The organism is Phycisphaeraceae bacterium (genome assembly GCA_019636795.1).
Classification (GTDB): Bacteria; Planctomycetota; Phycisphaerae; order Phycisphaerales; family UBA1924; genus JAHBWW01.
This window is the reverse complement of record JAHBWW010000003.1, coordinates 644,043-660,478: the sequence shown is the minus strand read 5'-3', so window position 1 is coordinate 660,478 and position 16,436 is coordinate 644,043. Positions and strand designations below refer to the sequence as shown.

Below are 16,436 nucleotides of genomic sequence, written 5' to 3'. Positions count from 1 at the left end.
CACGGCTTGAATCCTGAATGTCTTGGGGAAGCCTTGTCTCTCTCAACTTTCCCTATGACTCGTCCTACGACTCGGTTGGCTTATGGCGGAAAACACAAGCCTCCGGTTTCCTGACAGAGAGTAGTAATACCAGACCCCATGTACCGGTGTCAACCCTTGTTTTGAATTCTGCCAGCAAAAGCGCGAAAAAATCTTATCGGTGAGTCAAATTCTTGCCCATCCTGCCCAGTCGGCTCAGCAGTCGCATAGCCAGAGAAATGATGCGGCGGGAATGGAGTGATATCACAACTGCATACAGGATCTATAGATAGGAGTGCGATCCTGACAAGCCGACACGCCGGTTCCTCCAAACTTGGCGGACAGGCACCGAAACAGGTGGTTGTGAGCGTTTCAAGAGGGAAAAGCACAATGGGCCAAGAGAAATGGACCGATAATCACGTTTGATGCTGGTTTCTCGTACAGGCGAGGCGTTAGGACTGGGGCAATTTCACTTAGTTCTGGTTGTTTCACCACCGCTCGCCGTCGGTCTTTGGCTGCAGAGGCCAAGGGTCGGGAGTTTCGCCGTTGATGGTGATCCCGCCATGGATGCCGGATTTGACCATGTTGAGAAAATCGCAGGGGAAGGGCAGGGTTGGTTCAGTCAGTTCAGTCAGTCGGCGTGTGTGCTCGGGAGAAAGCGTGATCGACAGTGCAGCGATGTTGTCGGCGAGTTGGTCGAGGCGGCGAGCACCGATGATCGTACTGGCTACCCCCGGGCGATCCTGCACCCACCGCAGCGCTACCTGAGCCGGCGAAGCACCGATCTGGCTCCCGATTGCGACGAGGGCGTCGATGACGTCGTAGGCGCGATCGGTGAGGTGCTTGCTGTCTTCCTTGACGCGGGTCTGATCAGAGGGCCTGGCATCGCGGCGGAATTTCCCCGAGAGAACGCCGCCGCGAAGTGGGCTCCAAGGGGTGACGCCGAGTCCGAGTGCGCGGGCCATGGGAATGAGTTCGGCTTCGACGGTGCGCTCAAGAAGGGAGTATTCGATCTGGAGGGCGACGAGGGGCGTCCAGTCGCGGAAGATGGCTTCGTACTGGGCCTGAGCGCAGACCCACGCGGGATGATCGCTGAATCCGAGGTAGCGGACTTTGCCCTGCTGGACGAGGACATCGAGGGCTTTCATGGTTTCGTCGATGGGCGTGTTCTGGTCCCAGAAGTGTGCGAGGTAGAGGTCGATGTAGTCGGTCTGGAGGCGACGGAGCGATTGTTCGCAGGCTGCGATGATGCTCTTGCGATTCGCGCCGCCGCCGTTGGGGTCGCCAGCGTAGAGGTTGCCCATGAATTTTGTGGCGATGACGATGCGGTCGCGTTTTCCCTTGCCTGGGCCTTTGGTGAAGTAATCGCCAAGGATCTTTTCGGAGTGTCCGTTGTTATAAATGTTGGCGGTGTCGATGAAGTTTCCGCCGGCGTCGATGTAGGCTTTGATGAGGGCGAAGGATTCTTCGGGCCCAACGCCGATGCTCCACTCATTGCCAAAGGTCATGGCACCGAGGCAGAACGGGCTGACGCGGAGGCCGGATCGACCGAGGGTGACATAGTGGGCGAGTGACATGGGGGTTCCTCTGTGGGGTTTGGTGTGGGGATGTGCGGGAGTTTAGACAGTGAGGGCCTGATGGCGCGACAGATCTGGATCAGCGGGAAGTATGAGGATGATCGAGGGAAGCGACAGAAGCCGCGTGAGGTTGAGGCTGCGTTTCGATCATTTGTACTGTCGAGCGGTCGGGACGGGCTTTCACCCGCGCAGGCGTATGTGTGCTCGGGTCGGCGGCTGATCCAGCGGACGATGTGGGGGCGTCGGATGCAGAAGTTTTTCTGGCTGAGTCTGGTTGTGGTCATTGTGAGTCTGAGCGCCTTGATTTGCGCTCTTGGGGTAGAGGAGCATGTCAATGGGAACACGGCGTGGTGGCAGATGGCAATGGCAGTATGTGTTGCAATTGTGCTGATCACCAGCGTGCTTTTATCAAGCCGCATCGATCGTTGGCAGCTTCGGCGCGAGTTTGCGCGGTTTACGAAGGCGGAGCCGGCGTGTCTGGTGTGCGGGTATGAACTGGTGGGATTGGCGGCTGAGCACGATGGATGCACCGTGTGCCCGGAGTGCGGCGGAGCGTGGAGAGTGGAGGGGATGTTTGCGGAGTTGAGAACTTGAAGGGGGAGAGGGATGCGAGGGGGTGGGGTGATTGCGATTGGGCGTGCGCTTGCGTTTGCGTATTGGTATGCGACCGCGCTTGCGCTTGGGCCTCTTTTAGGAGTTGGCGCGGTGGACCAGTTCGCGCAGGAGATCGAAGGCTGCGAGCGGGGTGAGCGATTCGATCTTGACTTCGCGTAGATCGTCAACCACCGGGTGTGGCTCGGACGGCGTAAAGAGCGAGAGTTGCGGGCGTGTATCCGCTTTCTTGCGTGAACGGGCGACAGGTGCGGCGTTGTGCTCAACAGCGAGTGAATCGAGAATTTCGCGGGCGCGGTCGGTGACTGGCGTGGGGACGCCGGCGAGGCGCGCGACGTGAACGCCATAGGACTGATCGGCTCTGCCCGGTCGGATTTCGTGCAGGAACACGATTTCGGGGCGTCCTGGGGTTGTTTCCCATTCGCGCACCGCGACGTGGAGATTGCGAACCTTTCCGCCCATGCGTTCTTCGAGGTCGGTCAGTTCGTGGTAATGCGTGGCGAAGAGTGTGAGCGGGCCGAGGGCGGCGAGGTGTTCGGTGATCGCCCACGCGAGACTCAGGCCATCGAGTGTGCTGGTGCCGCGGCCGATTTCATCGAGAATGACGAGGCTTTGGCTGGTGGCGTTGTTGAGGATGTTGGCAGTTTCGATCATTTCGACCATGAATGTGGACTGCCCGCGATGGAGGGCGTCGTCGGCACCGACGCGGGTGAAGATGCGGTCAACGATGCCGACGCGGGCGCTCGAAGCGGGAATGAAACTGCCGGTTTGAGCCAGGAGGACGAGGAGGGCGGTCTGGCGGATGAATGTGCTTTTGCCGGCCATGTTCGGGCCGGTGATGAGTGCGAGAGGCGCTTCGCCGTCGGTTGCGAGTGTGAGGTCATTGGGGACGAAGGGGGTTTCGAGAGTTTCGGCCAGGACGGGATGGCGTCCGTCGCGAATGTCGATGCCGGGCTGGGCGACGACTTCGGGGCAGGTCCAGTTGAGAAGTTGAGCCTTCTGGCCGAGGGCGAGTACGGTGTCGAGGTAGGCGATGATGTCGGCGTAGTGACCGAGAGGGTTGACGATGGCCATGGCCTGGGTGCAGAGTGATGCGAAGAGGGCGCGTTCGCGCTCGAGCGCACGGGATTCGGCTGTGGTGACCTTGTGCTCGAACTCGCGAAGTTCGGGTGTGATGTAGCGCTCGGCGTTTTTGAGGGTTTGTTTGCGGCTGAAGGCGTCGGGGGCGCGGCGTGCCTGTGCGGAGGGAAGTTCGATGTAGTAGCCGAAGACACGGTTGAAACCGACTTTGAGGCTTGGCAGATCGTGCTCGGCGATGAGACGGGCCTGATAGTCGGCGAGCCAGGTGCTGGCGTCGTTGGCGAGGGTGCGTGCTTCGTCGAGGGCAGGGTCGATGCCATCGCGAATGAGCCCGCCTTCGCGCAGGTGGTGAGGGGGAGTTTCGACGCATGTGCGGGTGATTTCGGCAGCGACGGGGGCGATGGTGTCGAGGAGGGCGGTGAGCGCGTCGAACTGGGCTTTGAAGGCTGGAGCGAGGCGGATGGCGTCGATGACGGGCTCGATGCACAAGACGGAGCGCGCGAGTGCGACAAGATCGCGGGGGGTAGCGCGTCCGAGTGCGATGCGACCGGCGATGCGTGCGATGTCCTGCATGCCTGCCAGGGCAGTGGCCAGATCGTCAGCGGTGTGAGTGTCGGTCGCGCAGACCTGCACACACCGTTGGCGCGTGTGAATTTCGTCAAGGTCGCGGCTCGGCGCGCAGAGCCAGTCTCTGATGAGTCGCTTGCCCATGGGCGTGCGGAAGAGCGAGCGTTTGGTGTGTGCGGGACGAAGGAAGATGCCAAGCAGCGAGCCTTCGATGAGTTCGCTGCGGATGGTGCGTTCGATTTCGAGTGAGCGGAGAGAGGCTGCGTCGATGCAGCAGATGTGGTCGTTGGTTTCGCGCTGAGGTGGGCGAAGGTGGAGAAGCGAGCGCGATTGATTCTGGAACTCAGACCCTGAACGTGCATCGGAGGGCGATCGGCCGAGGCTCTGGGTTTCTTCGAGATATCGAAGGATGACGCCGATGGCGGGGATGGTGGGGTCGTCGGGTGCGAGGCCGAAACCTTCTACTCCGGCAACGTGGAAGTGCTGGCGAATGGCCTGCATGGCTTCGTCGGTGCGAAAGTGCCATGCGGGGCGAGGCGTGGGTGCGGCACCGAGTGGTTCGGCGAGTTCGGCGATGCGTGGGGGGAGTCGGCCGTCGGCGGTTTCGGCGTAGAGAAGTTCGCCGATGCCGAAGCGTGCCAGAGAGTCGATCGTTGTGCGCGCGCCCATGGTGCGTGAGTCGAGCACGCGGAAGACGCCCGTCGAGAGATCGACAAGAGCAGCCGCGATGGTGAGGTCATCGACATAGGCGACGGCTGCGAGGTGGGCGGTGCGATCGTCGCGGACGAGGGATTCATCGACCAGCGTGCCGGGCGTGATGACGGAGGTGACGGCGCGTTCGACGAGGCCTTTGGCTTCGGCGGGGTCTTCGATCTGGTCGGCGACGGCGATGCGAAGGCCCTGATCGACGGCTCGCTTGAGGTAGGTGTTGAGTTGGTGGTGTGGAACTCCGGCCATGGGGACACCGGCGGGGCGTTCGGTGAGGGTGAGGCCCAGGGCGCGGCTCATGAGGACGGCGTCGTCAAAGAAAAGTTCGTAGAAGTCCCCGACGCGCATGAAGAGGATGCAGCCGGGGTACTGCTGCTTCATGGCCAGGTACTGGCGCATGGCTGGGGAGTCGCGTGGGTCTCTGGACACGGTTGAGAGCGTAGGAAAGTGTGTGGGAGGAGGGAAAGGTGTGAGCGGGAGGTTCGGAAACCGCTTGTTGAGGGTGTGGGGACTTTGGGAGGGGTGCGTGGAATTTTGATCAGGACGTGAAAGTGGGCTTTGACGCGGCCCGGGATATTTGTACACTGTCTGGTGCTGGGTTTATGGGTGTCGCACGGATGTGCAGAACTGGTGGGGTGAACGTGTCGAATCCGCTTCAATCGGACATGAATGAGGAGCAACTGGTTTCGCGCGCGGTGGCGGGGGACGAGGAGGCTCTGTGTGATCTGCTGAGGATTTTCGGACCCATGGTCCGTGACCGGGTCAAGGGCCGCATCGGGGCTCAGTGGCGAACCGCGCTCGATGAGGACGACGTGATGCAGGTGACCTACCTGGAGGCGTTCCTGCTGATCAATCAGTTTCAGTCTCGTGGGCCTGGTTCGTTTATGGCATGGCTGGGGCATGTGGCGGAGAACAATCTGCGCGATGCGGTGCGTGGGTTGCAGGCTGCCAAGAGGCCGGACCCGAGGCGGCAAGTACAGCCCAAGGGCAACTCGGATTCATTTGTGGCGCTGGTTGAGATGTTGGGGTCGTCGGATACGACACCGAGTCGGCATGCTGCAAAGGATGAGGCCAAGCAGTTTCTGGAGGCGGCGCTCGGCACCTTGCCTCCTGATTATGAGCGCGTGGTAAGGCTTTACGATCTGGAGTGTCTTGGCGCGGCAGAAGTTGCCGAGCAGTTGGGACGCTCTGCGGGGGCGATCTACATGCTTCGGGCGCGGGCGCACGAGAGGCTCAAGGAGTCGATGGGCGCGGCATCGCGGTTCTTCACGGATGCGGGTTGATTGGCAAGAGTCGCGTGTGAGAGAGGATTTCGATGTCAACGAGCCCGAGTTCTCCGACTCCTCCGCGCTCGTTAGAGACGGATCTGATTGAAGCCGCCCGAATTCAGGCGCAGCACGGCGTGGTGGGAGGGACGCGTGGGCCTGGTGGCGGGTCGATTCCGGGCTATCGCCTGCTCAAGGAGATCCATCGCGGGGGGCAAGGGGTTGTGTACCTTGCGATTCAGGAAGCGACGCGGCGGAAGGTCGCGATCAAGGTCATGCGCGAGGGGCCGTTCGCCGGCGAGCACGACCTGGCGCGCTTCGAGCGCGAGGTGCAGGTGCTTGCGCAGTTGAACGACCCGCACATCGTGACGATTCATGACAGCGGGAGTTGCGGGGGGTGCTGCTATTTTGTGATGGACTATGTGGCGGGCTTGCCGCTCGATCAGCATGTGAAGTTGATGGAGCTGACGGTGCTGGATCGTCTGGGGCTGTTTGCGACGGTGTGTGAAGCGGTGAATACGGCGCACCTGCAAGGCGTAATTCATCGCGATCTCAAGCCGGGGAACATCCGGGTGGATCCGCAAGGCGTGCCGAAGGTGCTTGATTTTGGACTTGCCAAACTGACGGGTGATGAAAACGGGTCTGAAGAGTCCACGGTGACGCAGATGACGATGACGGGCCAGTTCGTGGGTTCGATCCCTTGGGCCAGCCCGGAGCAGGCCTTGGGGGAGTCGAACAAAATTGATGTGCGGACGGATGTGTATTCGCTGGGTGTGATTCTGTATCAGTTGCTGGTCGGGGAGTTTCCGTACAAGGTGGATGGGTCTTTGCGTGATGTGCTCGATTCGATCGCCAAAGTGGAGCCGGTGCGCCCGAGTCTGCGGGCCAAGGGGATTCACTCGGAGGTGGATGCGATCGTGCTCAAAGCACTGAGCAAGAGTCGGGCGGGCCGATATCAGACGGCGGGTGAACTGGGGCGCGATGTGCGGCGATTCCTGGCTGGGGAAGCAATCGAGGCCAAGCGAGACAGTGCGTGGTATCTGCTTCAGAAGTCGATGCAGCGGTACTGGTTGCAGTCACTGGTCGCGAGCGGGTTTCTTGTGCTTGTGCTGGCGTTTGCGGTGACGATGACGTTGATGTTCAACGTGCAGAGCAAGCTGCTGGGTGCCGCGGCATCGGAGCGCGATCACTTCGCTGGCGAACGCTCCAAACTGATCGAACGGCTTGAGGAGGCAGAACGCGAGATCGAGCGTTTGCGCGGGAATGGCGAACCGGTCATTGTGGGTACGGATTGACTGTTCTCGGACGCAGAGAAGCAGAAAGTGTGCGTCTGGTGCGGCCTGGGCGAATGGTGCGGGCGGTGCATATGAAATCGAAGATCGATTGTGTCGATACGTTGCGAGGCGACAATGGAGAACTCTCGCGATGGATCACAAATTGATACGACGATTGAATGCCATCGGAGCGGTGGTCTGGGCGGGCAGTCTGGGGGTGTTGGGGCTGGTGGCGCTGGCATCGTGGGAGCGTGGGCTCGTCGAAACGGCGTTTGGGGTCGGTTTTGTTTTTTCGTGCGTTTTTCTTGGGATTTTTCTACTTTCTGGGCGGGTGTTCAACGGGGCTGTGCTGCTTGCAGCCGGGCTGGCGGGATTGGTTGGATTCTGGTTCGAGCCTCTGGAAGGTCTGATCGGGCATCTGATCGTGGGGCTGGTTGATGTGGCGGGGTTCACTGATGCGCATCTGCTTGATCGGTTTGTGCTGCCGTTGTCGATCGCGGCGGCGAGCGGAGTGATGGGGTTGTCGCTGTGTGCTGCTACGAGTAGTGCGGCGGTTGGGGCGCAGACTGCACTGGCGGGGTTGATTGCGAGTGTGTGTCCGCTGGCGCCCGGCAACCCGATGTATCTGCTCGGCGCGGCGGTGGTGCTGTGGAACTTGATCGTGATGTTGAGTCTGGGTTCGTGGGCGCGCGATCACGCGATGCGTCTGAGCAGTTCTGTGGGTGTGGTCAGGCTTGGTCAGGAAGGTCCATTGGCGTCGCTGGAACGCGGATCGAGGAAGGTTCCGCCTTCGGTTTCGCGCAGATAAGGCACGAGGACTGCGGGCAGGCTTTTGAGCCCGCGGCGACGTGCTTTTGCAACAGCGTAGACGAGTGATTGGTGGACGCGTTTGCGCACGGCATCGGTGATCGTCAGGTTCCAGGCTTCCATCTGATCGAGTGCGAAGCACCAGGCCTGGCGTTCTTCGAGGCAGCGTGGAGAGAAGACATTGAACCCGATTGCGTGGTGTCCGATTTCGTGGAGAAATACGGCTGCGGAGACCGGTCCACAGGGGCGTGGGGACTCGATGAGTCGTGCGACTGTGCCATCGCGATAGGTGACCTGCCACGCGACGCCGGAGGTGCTGTTGCGCCATTTGCGCACGCGAATCTGATAACGCGAGAGCATTTCGCGCTGCATTGTTTCATAGCGAAGTTGTGCGGGGCGTGCGCGTGAGATCTGGCGCGATGCTGGGCGCAGCGATGGCGCAAGGGGCTTGAGTTTGGCCCTGGGCGCAATCGGATGGCGAAGAAGATCCCAGAGAGTGGTCATGGCGATGTTGAGGGGGTGATCGGGGCGGGTGGAACGACCGAGGCGACCTGAACGCCTCTCGTGAGGGATTGTTTGCCGAGTCGGAATTGTTGCCAGGTCATGGGTTTCTTTCCGGCGGGCTGAACTTCGAGCAGTTCGAGAGCGGAGCGATGTGCGCAGGCGATGAGGCCATGGTCGGGGTCGAGGAGGATGCCGGGCGCGGTTTCGATTGATTGATCGGTATGGGTGTCGTGCGATTTCGCACGGAGGATCTTGAGTTGGGCTGAATTGATGGAAATGGCGACCCCGGGCCAGGGGGTGAGCGCGTGGATGCGGCTGCGGACCTGTCGGGCATGGGCATTGAAATCGACCCATGCGTCTTCGCGACGGAGTTTGGGAGCAAGGGTGATGATGGATTCATCCTGCTCGCGCGGGTGCAGAGTGCCCGAAGCGTGGGCGTCGAGGACGCGGGCGATGAGGGCGGGGCCGTCGCTGGCGAGGAGATCGTGAAGTTCGCCAGCGGTGAGATGAGGCTCGATGGGGCGGGTGGACTGGCTGAGAATAAGGCCCGCATCCATGCGACTGGCGAGTGTGATGACGGAATTTCCGGTTTCGGCGTCGCCAGCGAGGATGGCAGCGTTGATTGGTGCTGCACCGCGCCAGCGAGGCAGGAGTGAAGCGTGCAGGTTGATGGCGAAGCGATCGGCGAGCAGGTTTGGCCCGAGTTTTTGGCCAAAAGCGATAACGATGAAAGCGTCGGCTTCGAGCGTGCGGAGGCGGGCTACGACATCGGGGTCGGCGATTGAGGGTGGGCGAAGCAGCGGGACATCGGGCAGAGCGTCCGCAGCCCAAGTGGCGATCGGAGTTGGAGAGAGGTGAGAGCCCCGTCCTGCGGGGCGGTCGGGTTGGGTGACTACGGCGAGGACGGTGTGCTGCCTGGCGAGAAACTCGAAGGAGGGTTGGCCAAAAGCACCTGAGCCGAAGAACACGAGTCGCATGATGCAGGATATGCGAGATCAGCGGAGACCGGCGCGTCGTTCGAGTTCTCGCACCTGCGCGCGCACGCTGGCGCGAGATGCCTGTACCATGCGATCGAGGAAGAGGACGCCATCGATATGGTCGAACTCGTGCTGCACGCAGCGGGCGAAAAGCCCGGTGGCGCGATGTGAAAAACGGTTGCCTTGGAGGTCGGTTGCGGTGACGGTGATTTCGCTGGGGCGGATGACATCGCCATGGATGTCGGGGAGGCTGAGGCAACCTTCTTCATGAATCTCGACGGTGCGGGCGGGTTGGGAGAGTTCGGGGTTGATGTAGACGATGGGTCCTTGAGTGGCGGTCGGGGGTGAGGCGCCCGGGTCGCGGTCTTCGCCTTCGGGGATGTCGATGACGAAGAGTCTCCAGGGGAGTCCGACCTGAGGAGCGGCAAGTCCGATACCGTTTGCTTCGCGCATGAGTTCGAGCATGCGGTTGGCAATGGCGGCAATGCCTGGGGAGAGGTCGATGGGCTGTGCCTTTTGCCGCAGAATGGGATCCGGGTAGAGCCGGATGCGAAGTGTTGCCGGATCGGGGTTCATGGCCCGATGGTACGCTGGAGAGGGTTCGGCGGGGGCACCGGGGGCATGTGCGACCTAGACTGACGCTCGGCAGAATGGGTTCCTAACTGGCTTGAGGGCTTGGCGTGGCATTGTTCGGCAAAAAGACTCAGGACGAAGACGAAAAGAAGCCGCTGCAGGGCGATGACGCGGGCGACGCTTCGAGTTCGGGCGAAAGTGGGGATGAGTTCTCGCCAGACAAGGCGGCGAACTTCTTCGGGCACGCGCGGACGACGTACGAGTCATCGAACTTCGAGTACTCGGTGCAGTTGTGGCTTCGGGGGTTGCGATGGGATCCGATGGATCTCTCTGCGGTTAAGAATCTGATGCAGGCTGCGGGTGAGTACATGAATGCGAGCGGCAAGAAGGTGCCGAGCAAGGATATTGCGAAGGTTGCGTCGGATGCCAAGGGCGCGGTGCGGCGGTATTTGTCGGAACTGACCGTGGTGGCGTTCAAGCCTGCGGACATGATTGCGAATTTGAAGGCTGGGGAAGCTGCGGGGGGCGTGAACGCTGAAGAGATCGCGGGGTTCTTCGGAGAGCGGGCGTTTACGCTGGCCAAGCGGGAAAAGAAGCCTCGCAAGGACGTGTTTGTGCGTCTTATGGATGTGTTCAACGCGGCCAAGAACTTCAAGCTGGCGGTGGAGGCGGGCGTGATTGCCCAGCAGTTGGACCAGTCGGACGGGGCGCTGCAGGCTGAAGTGCGAAACATGATGGCGCAGCAGACGATGGCGAGCGGGGGGTTCGATCAGATCGGGCAGGAGGGTGGATTTCGCAAGAACATTCGCAACGCGGCCAAGCAGGCGGATCTGGAGGCGGGTGACCGCATGGTCCGGACTGATGACGAGAAGGACCGGCTGGTTGTTGCGGCGGAAAAGGAATATCAGGACAAGCCGGGAGATGTCATTGCGATCGACAATTACGCCAAGCGCCTTCTGGAGCGTGGGAAGGCTGGGGACCATCTTCGGGCGATGACGGTGTACAACTCTGCGTATGAGACGACGAGGCAGTTTCGATTCAGGCAGAAGTCGGGAGATATTCAGATTCAACTTGCGCGCCGGAGTCTGGCGCATGCGAAGCAGATTGCGGAGAAGAAGCCCGATGACGTTGATGCGCAGGCGCGGGTGGAATCGTTGCACAAGGAACTGGACCGGGTTGAACTGGCGGAGCTCGAGTTGCGGGTGCAGAACTATCCGACTGATCTACAGTTGAAGTTTCTGCTGGGCAAGAAACTGTTTGAACTTGGTCGTTTTGATGATTCGATCCAGTACTTTCAGGAAGCGCAAGGCGATTCGAAGAATCGGGCAATGGTGCTGTACTACATGGGCCGTGCGTTCTCGAACCTGAGTGGGTGGGAGTCGGAGGCCATCACGACGCTTCGGCGAGCGATTACGGAATTGGTTGACGATCGCGGCGAACTGGCGCTGGAGCTTCGGTATTACCTGATGGCGGCGCTGATGGTCAAGGCGTCGCGCGAGCGTGAGCGGAACTCTGCGGAAGAGGCGGATGAGCTGGCAGCGGGGATCGCGATGGAGAGGTTCAGTTATCGCGACATTCGCGAGAAGCGGGCGGAGATCAAGAAGTTGCTCGATGAACTGAAGGACTGACACGCGATGGACGCGGTGGTCATTATTCCGGCCCGTCTGGGATCGACGCGGTTTCCTGCGAAGGTGCTTGCGGACAAGACGGGCAAGCCTCTGATTCAGCATGTGTATGAGGCTGCGCGTGCGAGCCGGGCGACGCGCGTGGTGGTGGCGACGGACGCCGAGGTGGTGGCGGAGCGCGTGCGGGGGTTTGGTGGGGAGGCGGTGCTGACTTCGGAGGCGCATCCGAATGGTTCGAGCCGACTTGCGGAGGCTGCGCAGGTGCTTGGTCTGGGGGATGAGCAGGTGGTGGTGAATGTGCAGGGGGACGAGCCGGAGCTTGAGCCTGCGGTGGTGGATGCAGCGATCCGGGTGCTGGAGATGTCGGGGGCGGACATGGGGACGGTGGCCACGCCGATCGAGGAAGAGTCGGATTTTGTGAGTCGGCATGTGGTGAAGGTGGTGACGCGGACTGGTTTTGATGCGATCGAGCGAGCGATGTATTTTTCGCGATCTCCGATACCTTGCTCACGCGATGGTGGGGAGGTGCGGCGTCTGAGGCATGTGGGGATTTACACGTATCGGGTGAAGTTTCTGCGGCAGTATGTGGAGTTGGAACCGACGCCTCTGGAAGTGGCTGAAGCCCTTGAGCAGTTGCGGGTGCTGGAGCATGGGTATGAGATTGCGGTGGCGATTGAGAGGGTGAACTCGGTGGGTGTGGATACACCGGCGGACTATGAGCGGTTTGTGTCGAGATACAAGGCGGGCCAGGTTGGCCTATGAGACGTTGCCGACCGGGTGGTTGTGGTCTAGGCTTAGGGCCCAATGTTCGCGGATGTGGCGGAATTGGCAGACGCGCTAGGTTCAGGTCCTAGTGGGAGTAAAATCCCGTGGAGGTTCGAGCCCTCTCATCCGCATTGCCTGCCGTCTGGCGGGCTTTTTTTATGCGCGAAGGTGTGCCGGGTTCGCTACACTCTCGGCCCCATGAGCAAAACGACTGCGAAGCGCCAGACGAAACCGGGCAAGAAGAAGGCTGTGACATTGACCGCGGCGACGGCTGACCGGCATGTGCTGTATGAGCGCACGGTGCAGAACGTGGTGGCGGAAATCGATTTCATTGATCGAGTGTACAAGAAGTTGCGCGGGCGGCATGCTTCGAGGCTGCGCGAGGATTTTTGCGGAACGGGAAACAGTTCTGTGGAGTGGGTGCGTCGAAGGCTTACGAATGTGGCGGTGGGGCTGGACATCGATCAGAAGACGCTGGATTGGGGCGCAGCGCGGCATGTTGCGTCGCTGTCGCCCGAGGAGCAGGAGCGTGTGCAGTTGATCAATCGGAATGTGCTGAAGCCGGGGAATGCGAAGCGGATGGATTGCATTCTGGCGATGAACTTCAGTTACTGGATCTTCGACACGCGTGCTTTGATGAAGGAGTACTTTCGGTCGGTGCATCGCTCGCTGGGGAAGGGTGGCGTGTTCTTTCTGGATTTTTATGGGGGGAGCGAGTCGATTCTGGAGGTTGAAGAGAAGCGTGCAATGAAGGGTTATACGTATGTCTGGGAGCAGGCGACGTTCAACCCGATCACGAACAAGGTCCGGTGCTATATCCACTTTGAGTTTCCGGATGGAACGAAGATGGAGAGGGCGTTTCGGTATGACTGGCGGGTGTGGTCGCTGCCGGAGATTCGGGAGTTGCTTGCCGAGGCGGGGTTTGGGGAGGTGACGGTGTACTGGGAAGGGGATGACGGGAAGGGCGGCGGGAACGGGGTGTTCAGGCCGACGATGAAGGGTGAGGCGTGCCAGACGTTTGTGTGCTATGTTGTCGCCGAGCGGGACAAGCGTGTCCTACGCTGAGGTTCGATGCAGGCACTGAAGGATCTGAGTTCGGACCTTGAGCCTCTGGCGCTGTTTCTCGCGAGCCAGCTGGAGCGAGTGTCGGTGCGTTTTGATGAGCACTTGCGGTGCGAGTTGCCGCCGGTGTCGGAGTTGTGCGCGCATGTGGAGCGATATCGGGGGAAGATGCTGCGTCCGACGCTGGTGCTGCTGTGCGGGGTTGCGAGTTCGGCCGAACCCGATGGCCTGCGAGTGAGCGAAGAGCACATCACGCTGGCAGCGGTGAGCGAGATGGTGCATATGGCGACGCTGGTGCACGACGACGTGCTGGATGAAGCGGAGACGCGGCGGCGCGGGCAGACCGTCAACCGATTGCGAGGCAATGAGGCGGCGGTCATTCTGGGCGATTACCTGATCGCGGGTGCGTTTCACCTGTGCAGTCAGGTTTCGCAGCGCGAGGCTTCGCTGGTGGTGGGGCAGGCGAGCATGGACATGTGTGCCGGTGAACTGCTGCAGCTGCATAACCGGGAGAATTTTTCGATCGACGAACGGACGTACTACGAGATCGTGCGGCGCAAGACTGGCGCGTTGATCGGAGCTGCGTGCCGACTTGGGGCGATTGCGTCGGGGGCGCGCGCGGAGGTGTGCGATCTGTTCGAGCAGTTCGGGATGAGTCTGGGGACGGCGTTTCAGATTCAGGATGATCTGCTCGATCTGACTGGGCGTGCTGCGGTGGTCGGGAAGGACACGGGCAAGGATCCGGAGAAGGGGAAACTCACGCTGCCGATGATTCATCATTTGCTGGCAGCGACGGTGGATCAGCGGGCGCGGACGCTGGGCGTACTGGAAGATGTGGCGAGGCATGGGCCTGGCGCGGCGGTGGAACTCGCGACGGTGCTCGAGTCGACCGGATCGATTGCGCACGCGAAGGGTGAGGCGGAGAGACTGGTTGCGGAGGCGTGCGCGATGTTGAGCGCGATCGAGCCGAGCAAGGCGCGGGATCTTCTGGAGCATCTGGCGCGTGCGGCGGTGAATCGGGCGTATTGAACGGTTCAAGCCGGGACAGGGGCAAGCGGGCTGAAGTGAGCGATCAGGCGTGGCTCGCCGCCATCGGTGCCGAAGCGGACGCGCCAGGCGTGGGCGAGGACGTTGCAGCGCGGCGATGTGCGGTGCTCGACGGCAAGCGCGAGCTCGACGAGCAGTACGGTGTCGTGCTGCACGATCGGGACGGTCAGTGTGCCTGGCAGTCCGGCGCATGTCCGCTGAACGAGCACCTGATCGAGCGTGTCATCGCGGTGAGCGGCGGTGATGCGGATTACTACGGGTTCCTGATCGCTGAGTGAGAAACCTTCGGGTAGTGTCCAACCGACTTCGAGGTCGAGCGGGCGACCAAGGGGCGTGTTCATGGCTGCGCGTTCGGCGTGCGGAGGGATGCGGGCGACGGTATCACCCGGAGCGGCGAGGCCTGAGATGCGCAGTTCGTGTGCGGTGTTTGATGCGGGGTCGAACTGAAGGATGCGATGGGCAGCGGTGTCGGCAATGAAGAGGCGAGTTGGTGTGGTAGCACTCGGCAGACGTTGGGCGAGGGCGATGCCCTGAGGCTGGTGAAGGGTCATTGGCGTGTGCAGGGTGGTAATGCTGCGGGCGTTGGGATCGATGATGCGGACAGTGTTGTTGTCGGTGTCGAGCACGGCGGCGAGATTGGGCTCGATCCAGTCGGCAAGAGCGGTGGGCATGGCCAGGCGGGCGTCGGGGAATACGCCATCGCGGTTGCCGATGATCGAGAGCGTGGTACCGACTTGTTCGGCGGGGGTGCCGATGATGGTGCGCACGGTGCGGTCAGCCAGTTCGACTTCGCGAATCGCGGGGCCTTGGGCGTCTGCGATGATGATCCGCTTGCGATCGGGGGTGAGAAGGACTGCGGCAGGACGCGCGAGGCGGGCGACATTGGCGGGGCCATCGATGACGCCGGAGTCTCCGGTGCCGATGACTGGTTTTGCGACGAGGGTGGAGAGGTCCAGAGCCCAGATTTGATGCAGGCCGGTCATGGCGATGAAGAGTTTGTTGCGTGTCGGGTCGAGGGCGAGATCGCTGGGGGTGTTGATGGGTTGATGTTCGCCGGAGGAACCGCCGATGCGATCGGTTCCGGGGGTGGCGTCGCCCAGGAGCGTGCTGACGGTGTGATCGCGGAGATTTGCGCGAAGGATGCGGTGTGAGCCGCTATCGGCGATGTAGAGGATTTCGCGCTGGGCGTCGAAGGCGAGGCCTCGGGGGCGCGAGATGCCAAGCGAGGCGGTGCCTTCGCGGTTGATGATCCACGTGGCTCGACACGAGCCGGCATCGTCTGGCCAGTCGGCGATGATGACGCGGCTGGAGTTGGTGTCGGAAATGAAGAGTCGGCCATCGCGACCGATGCTGGGGGTCTGGGCGAGCACGGCTGTGGGCCAGCGCAGGCCCGAAGGTGAGGCGAACGGGTCTTCGGGCACAGGTTGAATGGCGGGGTTTATAGGAGCGACGGGGTTTGTGAGTTGGCCGAGTGTTCGTTCGAGGACTTGGCGTGTGTGTTCGCCGGCGAGCTGGGCCGTGATGTTGCCAGCGGGGTCAATGAAGAGTGTGGTTGGCAGGCGTCGGATGCTGAGTGCGCGTGCGATGCGGCCTTGGGTGTCGAGGGCGATGGGGTGAGTGATGCCGGCCTGGAGGGTTGCGGCGCGCACGATGCGGCGCGAGGCGGGCGCGCCTGGTGAGGGGACGTGAACGCCGATGACGACGAGTCCGCGGCTGTGGTGATGGCGAGCGAGGGCGGAGATCTGGAGCGCGTCGTCGATGCTTTGGAGATTGGCGCGATCCCAGAAGTGGACGATGACGGCGCGGCCGAGGAAGTCGGTCGCGCGGGGGGGTTGTGCAGCGATGTTGAGCCAGCCATCGCAGGCGTCGAGATGTGCCAGTGGGAGGGGCATGGGATGCGCCAGTGTACACGGGCCGGTGGTGGCGTGCCCCATGGCACAATGAAAGCGAACCCGGCGTGTGGTCCGGGTTCGCG

14 protein-coding genes and 1 tRNA gene are annotated in these 16,436 nt (G+C 61.6%); 9 read left to right on the top strand and 6 right to left on the bottom strand.

The window, feature by feature from the left end:
* Positions 1–506: 506 nt before the first annotated feature.
* Entirely contained in the window at positions 507–1,595 is a 1,089-nt protein-coding gene (locus KF757_08865; GenBank protein MBX3323085.1) for an aldo/keto reductase, read from the bottom strand.
* Positions 1,596–1,655: 60 nt separating this feature from the next.
* Between KF757_08865 and KF757_08860 the strand changes: the two genes are divergently transcribed.
* Positions 1,656–2,189 (top strand): hypothetical protein, encoded by a 534-nt coding sequence (locus KF757_08860; GenBank protein ID MBX3323084.1) that lies wholly within the window; start codon positions 1,656–1,658, stop codon positions 2,187–2,189.
* 96 nt (positions 2,190–2,285) lie between these two features.
* On the opposite strand, the gene mutS is transcribed toward KF757_08860, so the two are convergent.
* A complete protein-coding gene (mutS, locus tag KF757_08855; GenBank protein ID MBX3323083.1) occupies positions 2,286–4,991 on the bottom strand; it encodes a DNA mismatch repair protein MutS in 2,706 nt (901 codons plus the stop codon).
* A gap of 317 nt (positions 4,992–5,308) precedes the next feature.
* Between mutS and KF757_08850 the strand changes: the two genes are divergently transcribed.
* The 3 genes from KF757_08850 to KF757_08840 all read left to right on the top strand — a co-directional run bounded on the left by KF757_08850 (position 5,309) and on the right by KF757_08840 (position 7,909).
* Positions 5,309–5,845 (top strand): sigma-70 family RNA polymerase sigma factor, encoded by a 537-nt coding sequence (locus KF757_08850; GenBank protein ID MBX3323082.1) that lies wholly within the window; start codon positions 5,309–5,311, stop codon positions 5,843–5,845.
* A gap of 32 nt (positions 5,846–5,877) precedes the next feature.
* A complete protein-coding gene (locus KF757_08845) occupies positions 5,878–7,122 on the top strand; it encodes a serine/threonine protein kinase (GenBank protein MBX3323081.1) in 1,245 nt (414 codons plus the stop codon).
* A gap of 130 nt (positions 7,123–7,252) precedes the next feature.
* Entirely contained in the window at positions 7,253–7,909 is a 657-nt protein-coding gene (locus KF757_08840; GenBank protein ID MBX3323080.1) for a hypothetical protein, read from the top strand.
* On the opposite strand, the gene KF757_08835 is transcribed toward KF757_08840, so the two are convergent.
* From KF757_08835 to def, 3 genes are read right to left on the bottom strand one after another with little or no spacing between them, the layout of a single operon-like run.
* Positions 7,840–8,412 carry a hypothetical protein gene (locus KF757_08835; GenBank protein MBX3323079.1) on the bottom strand — a complete coding sequence of 191 codons (573 nt, stop codon included), beginning with the start codon at positions 8,410–8,412 and terminating at the stop codon, positions 7,840–7,842. The two genes, KF757_08840 and KF757_08835, sit on opposite strands and share 70 nt — an antisense overlap.
* Complete coding sequence (gene fmt, locus KF757_08830) at positions 8,409–9,389, bottom strand: methionyl-tRNA formyltransferase (protein MBX3323078.1); 981 nt, start codon at positions 9,387–9,389, stop codon at positions 8,409–8,411. Before fmt ends, KF757_08835 begins: the two co-directional genes overlap by 4 nt.
* Positions 9,390–9,407: 18 nt before the next feature.
* The gene (gene def, locus KF757_08825; GenBank protein MBX3323077.1) at positions 9,408–9,965 is read right to left on the bottom strand and encodes a peptide deformylase; all 558 of its coding nucleotides are present in this window, start codon (positions 9,963–9,965) and stop codon (positions 9,408–9,410) included.
* A gap of 104 nt (positions 9,966–10,069) precedes the next feature.
* Between def and KF757_08820 the strand changes: the two genes are divergently transcribed.
* The 5 genes from KF757_08820 (at position 10,070) to KF757_08800 (ending at position 14,443) form a co-directional block, all read left to right on the top strand.
* A complete protein-coding gene (locus KF757_08820) occupies positions 10,070–11,590 on the top strand; it encodes a hypothetical protein (protein ID MBX3323076.1) in 1,521 nt (506 codons plus the stop codon).
* A 6-nt stretch (positions 11,591–11,596) separates the two neighbouring features.
* Positions 11,597–12,349, top strand: a complete 753-nt coding sequence (gene kdsB, locus KF757_08815) for a 3-deoxy-manno-octulosonate cytidylyltransferase (GenBank protein ID MBX3323075.1) — start codon at positions 11,597–11,599, stop codon at positions 12,347–12,349.
* 48 nt (positions 12,350–12,397) lie between these two features.
* Positions 12,398–12,483 (top strand) — tRNA-Leu (locus KF757_08810).
* A 67-nt stretch (positions 12,484–12,550) separates the two neighbouring features.
* Positions 12,551–13,417 carry a class I SAM-dependent methyltransferase gene (locus KF757_08805; GenBank protein ID MBX3323074.1) on the top strand — a complete coding sequence of 289 codons (867 nt, stop codon included), beginning with the start codon at positions 12,551–12,553 and terminating at the stop codon, positions 13,415–13,417.
* Positions 13,418–13,423: 6 nt separating this feature from the next.
* Positions 13,424–14,443, top strand: a complete 1,020-nt coding sequence (locus tag KF757_08800) for a polyprenyl synthetase family protein (protein ID MBX3323073.1) — start codon at positions 13,424–13,426, stop codon at positions 14,441–14,443.
* A gap of 5 nt (positions 14,444–14,448) precedes the next feature.
* Here the strand turns inward: KF757_08800 and KF757_08795 are convergent, their stop codons facing one another.
* On the bottom strand, positions 14,449–16,353 hold the full coding sequence (locus KF757_08795; protein ID MBX3323072.1) for a redoxin domain-containing protein: 1,905 nt from the start codon (positions 16,351–16,353) through the stop codon (positions 14,449–14,451).
* Positions 16,354–16,436 lie beyond the last annotated feature (83 nt).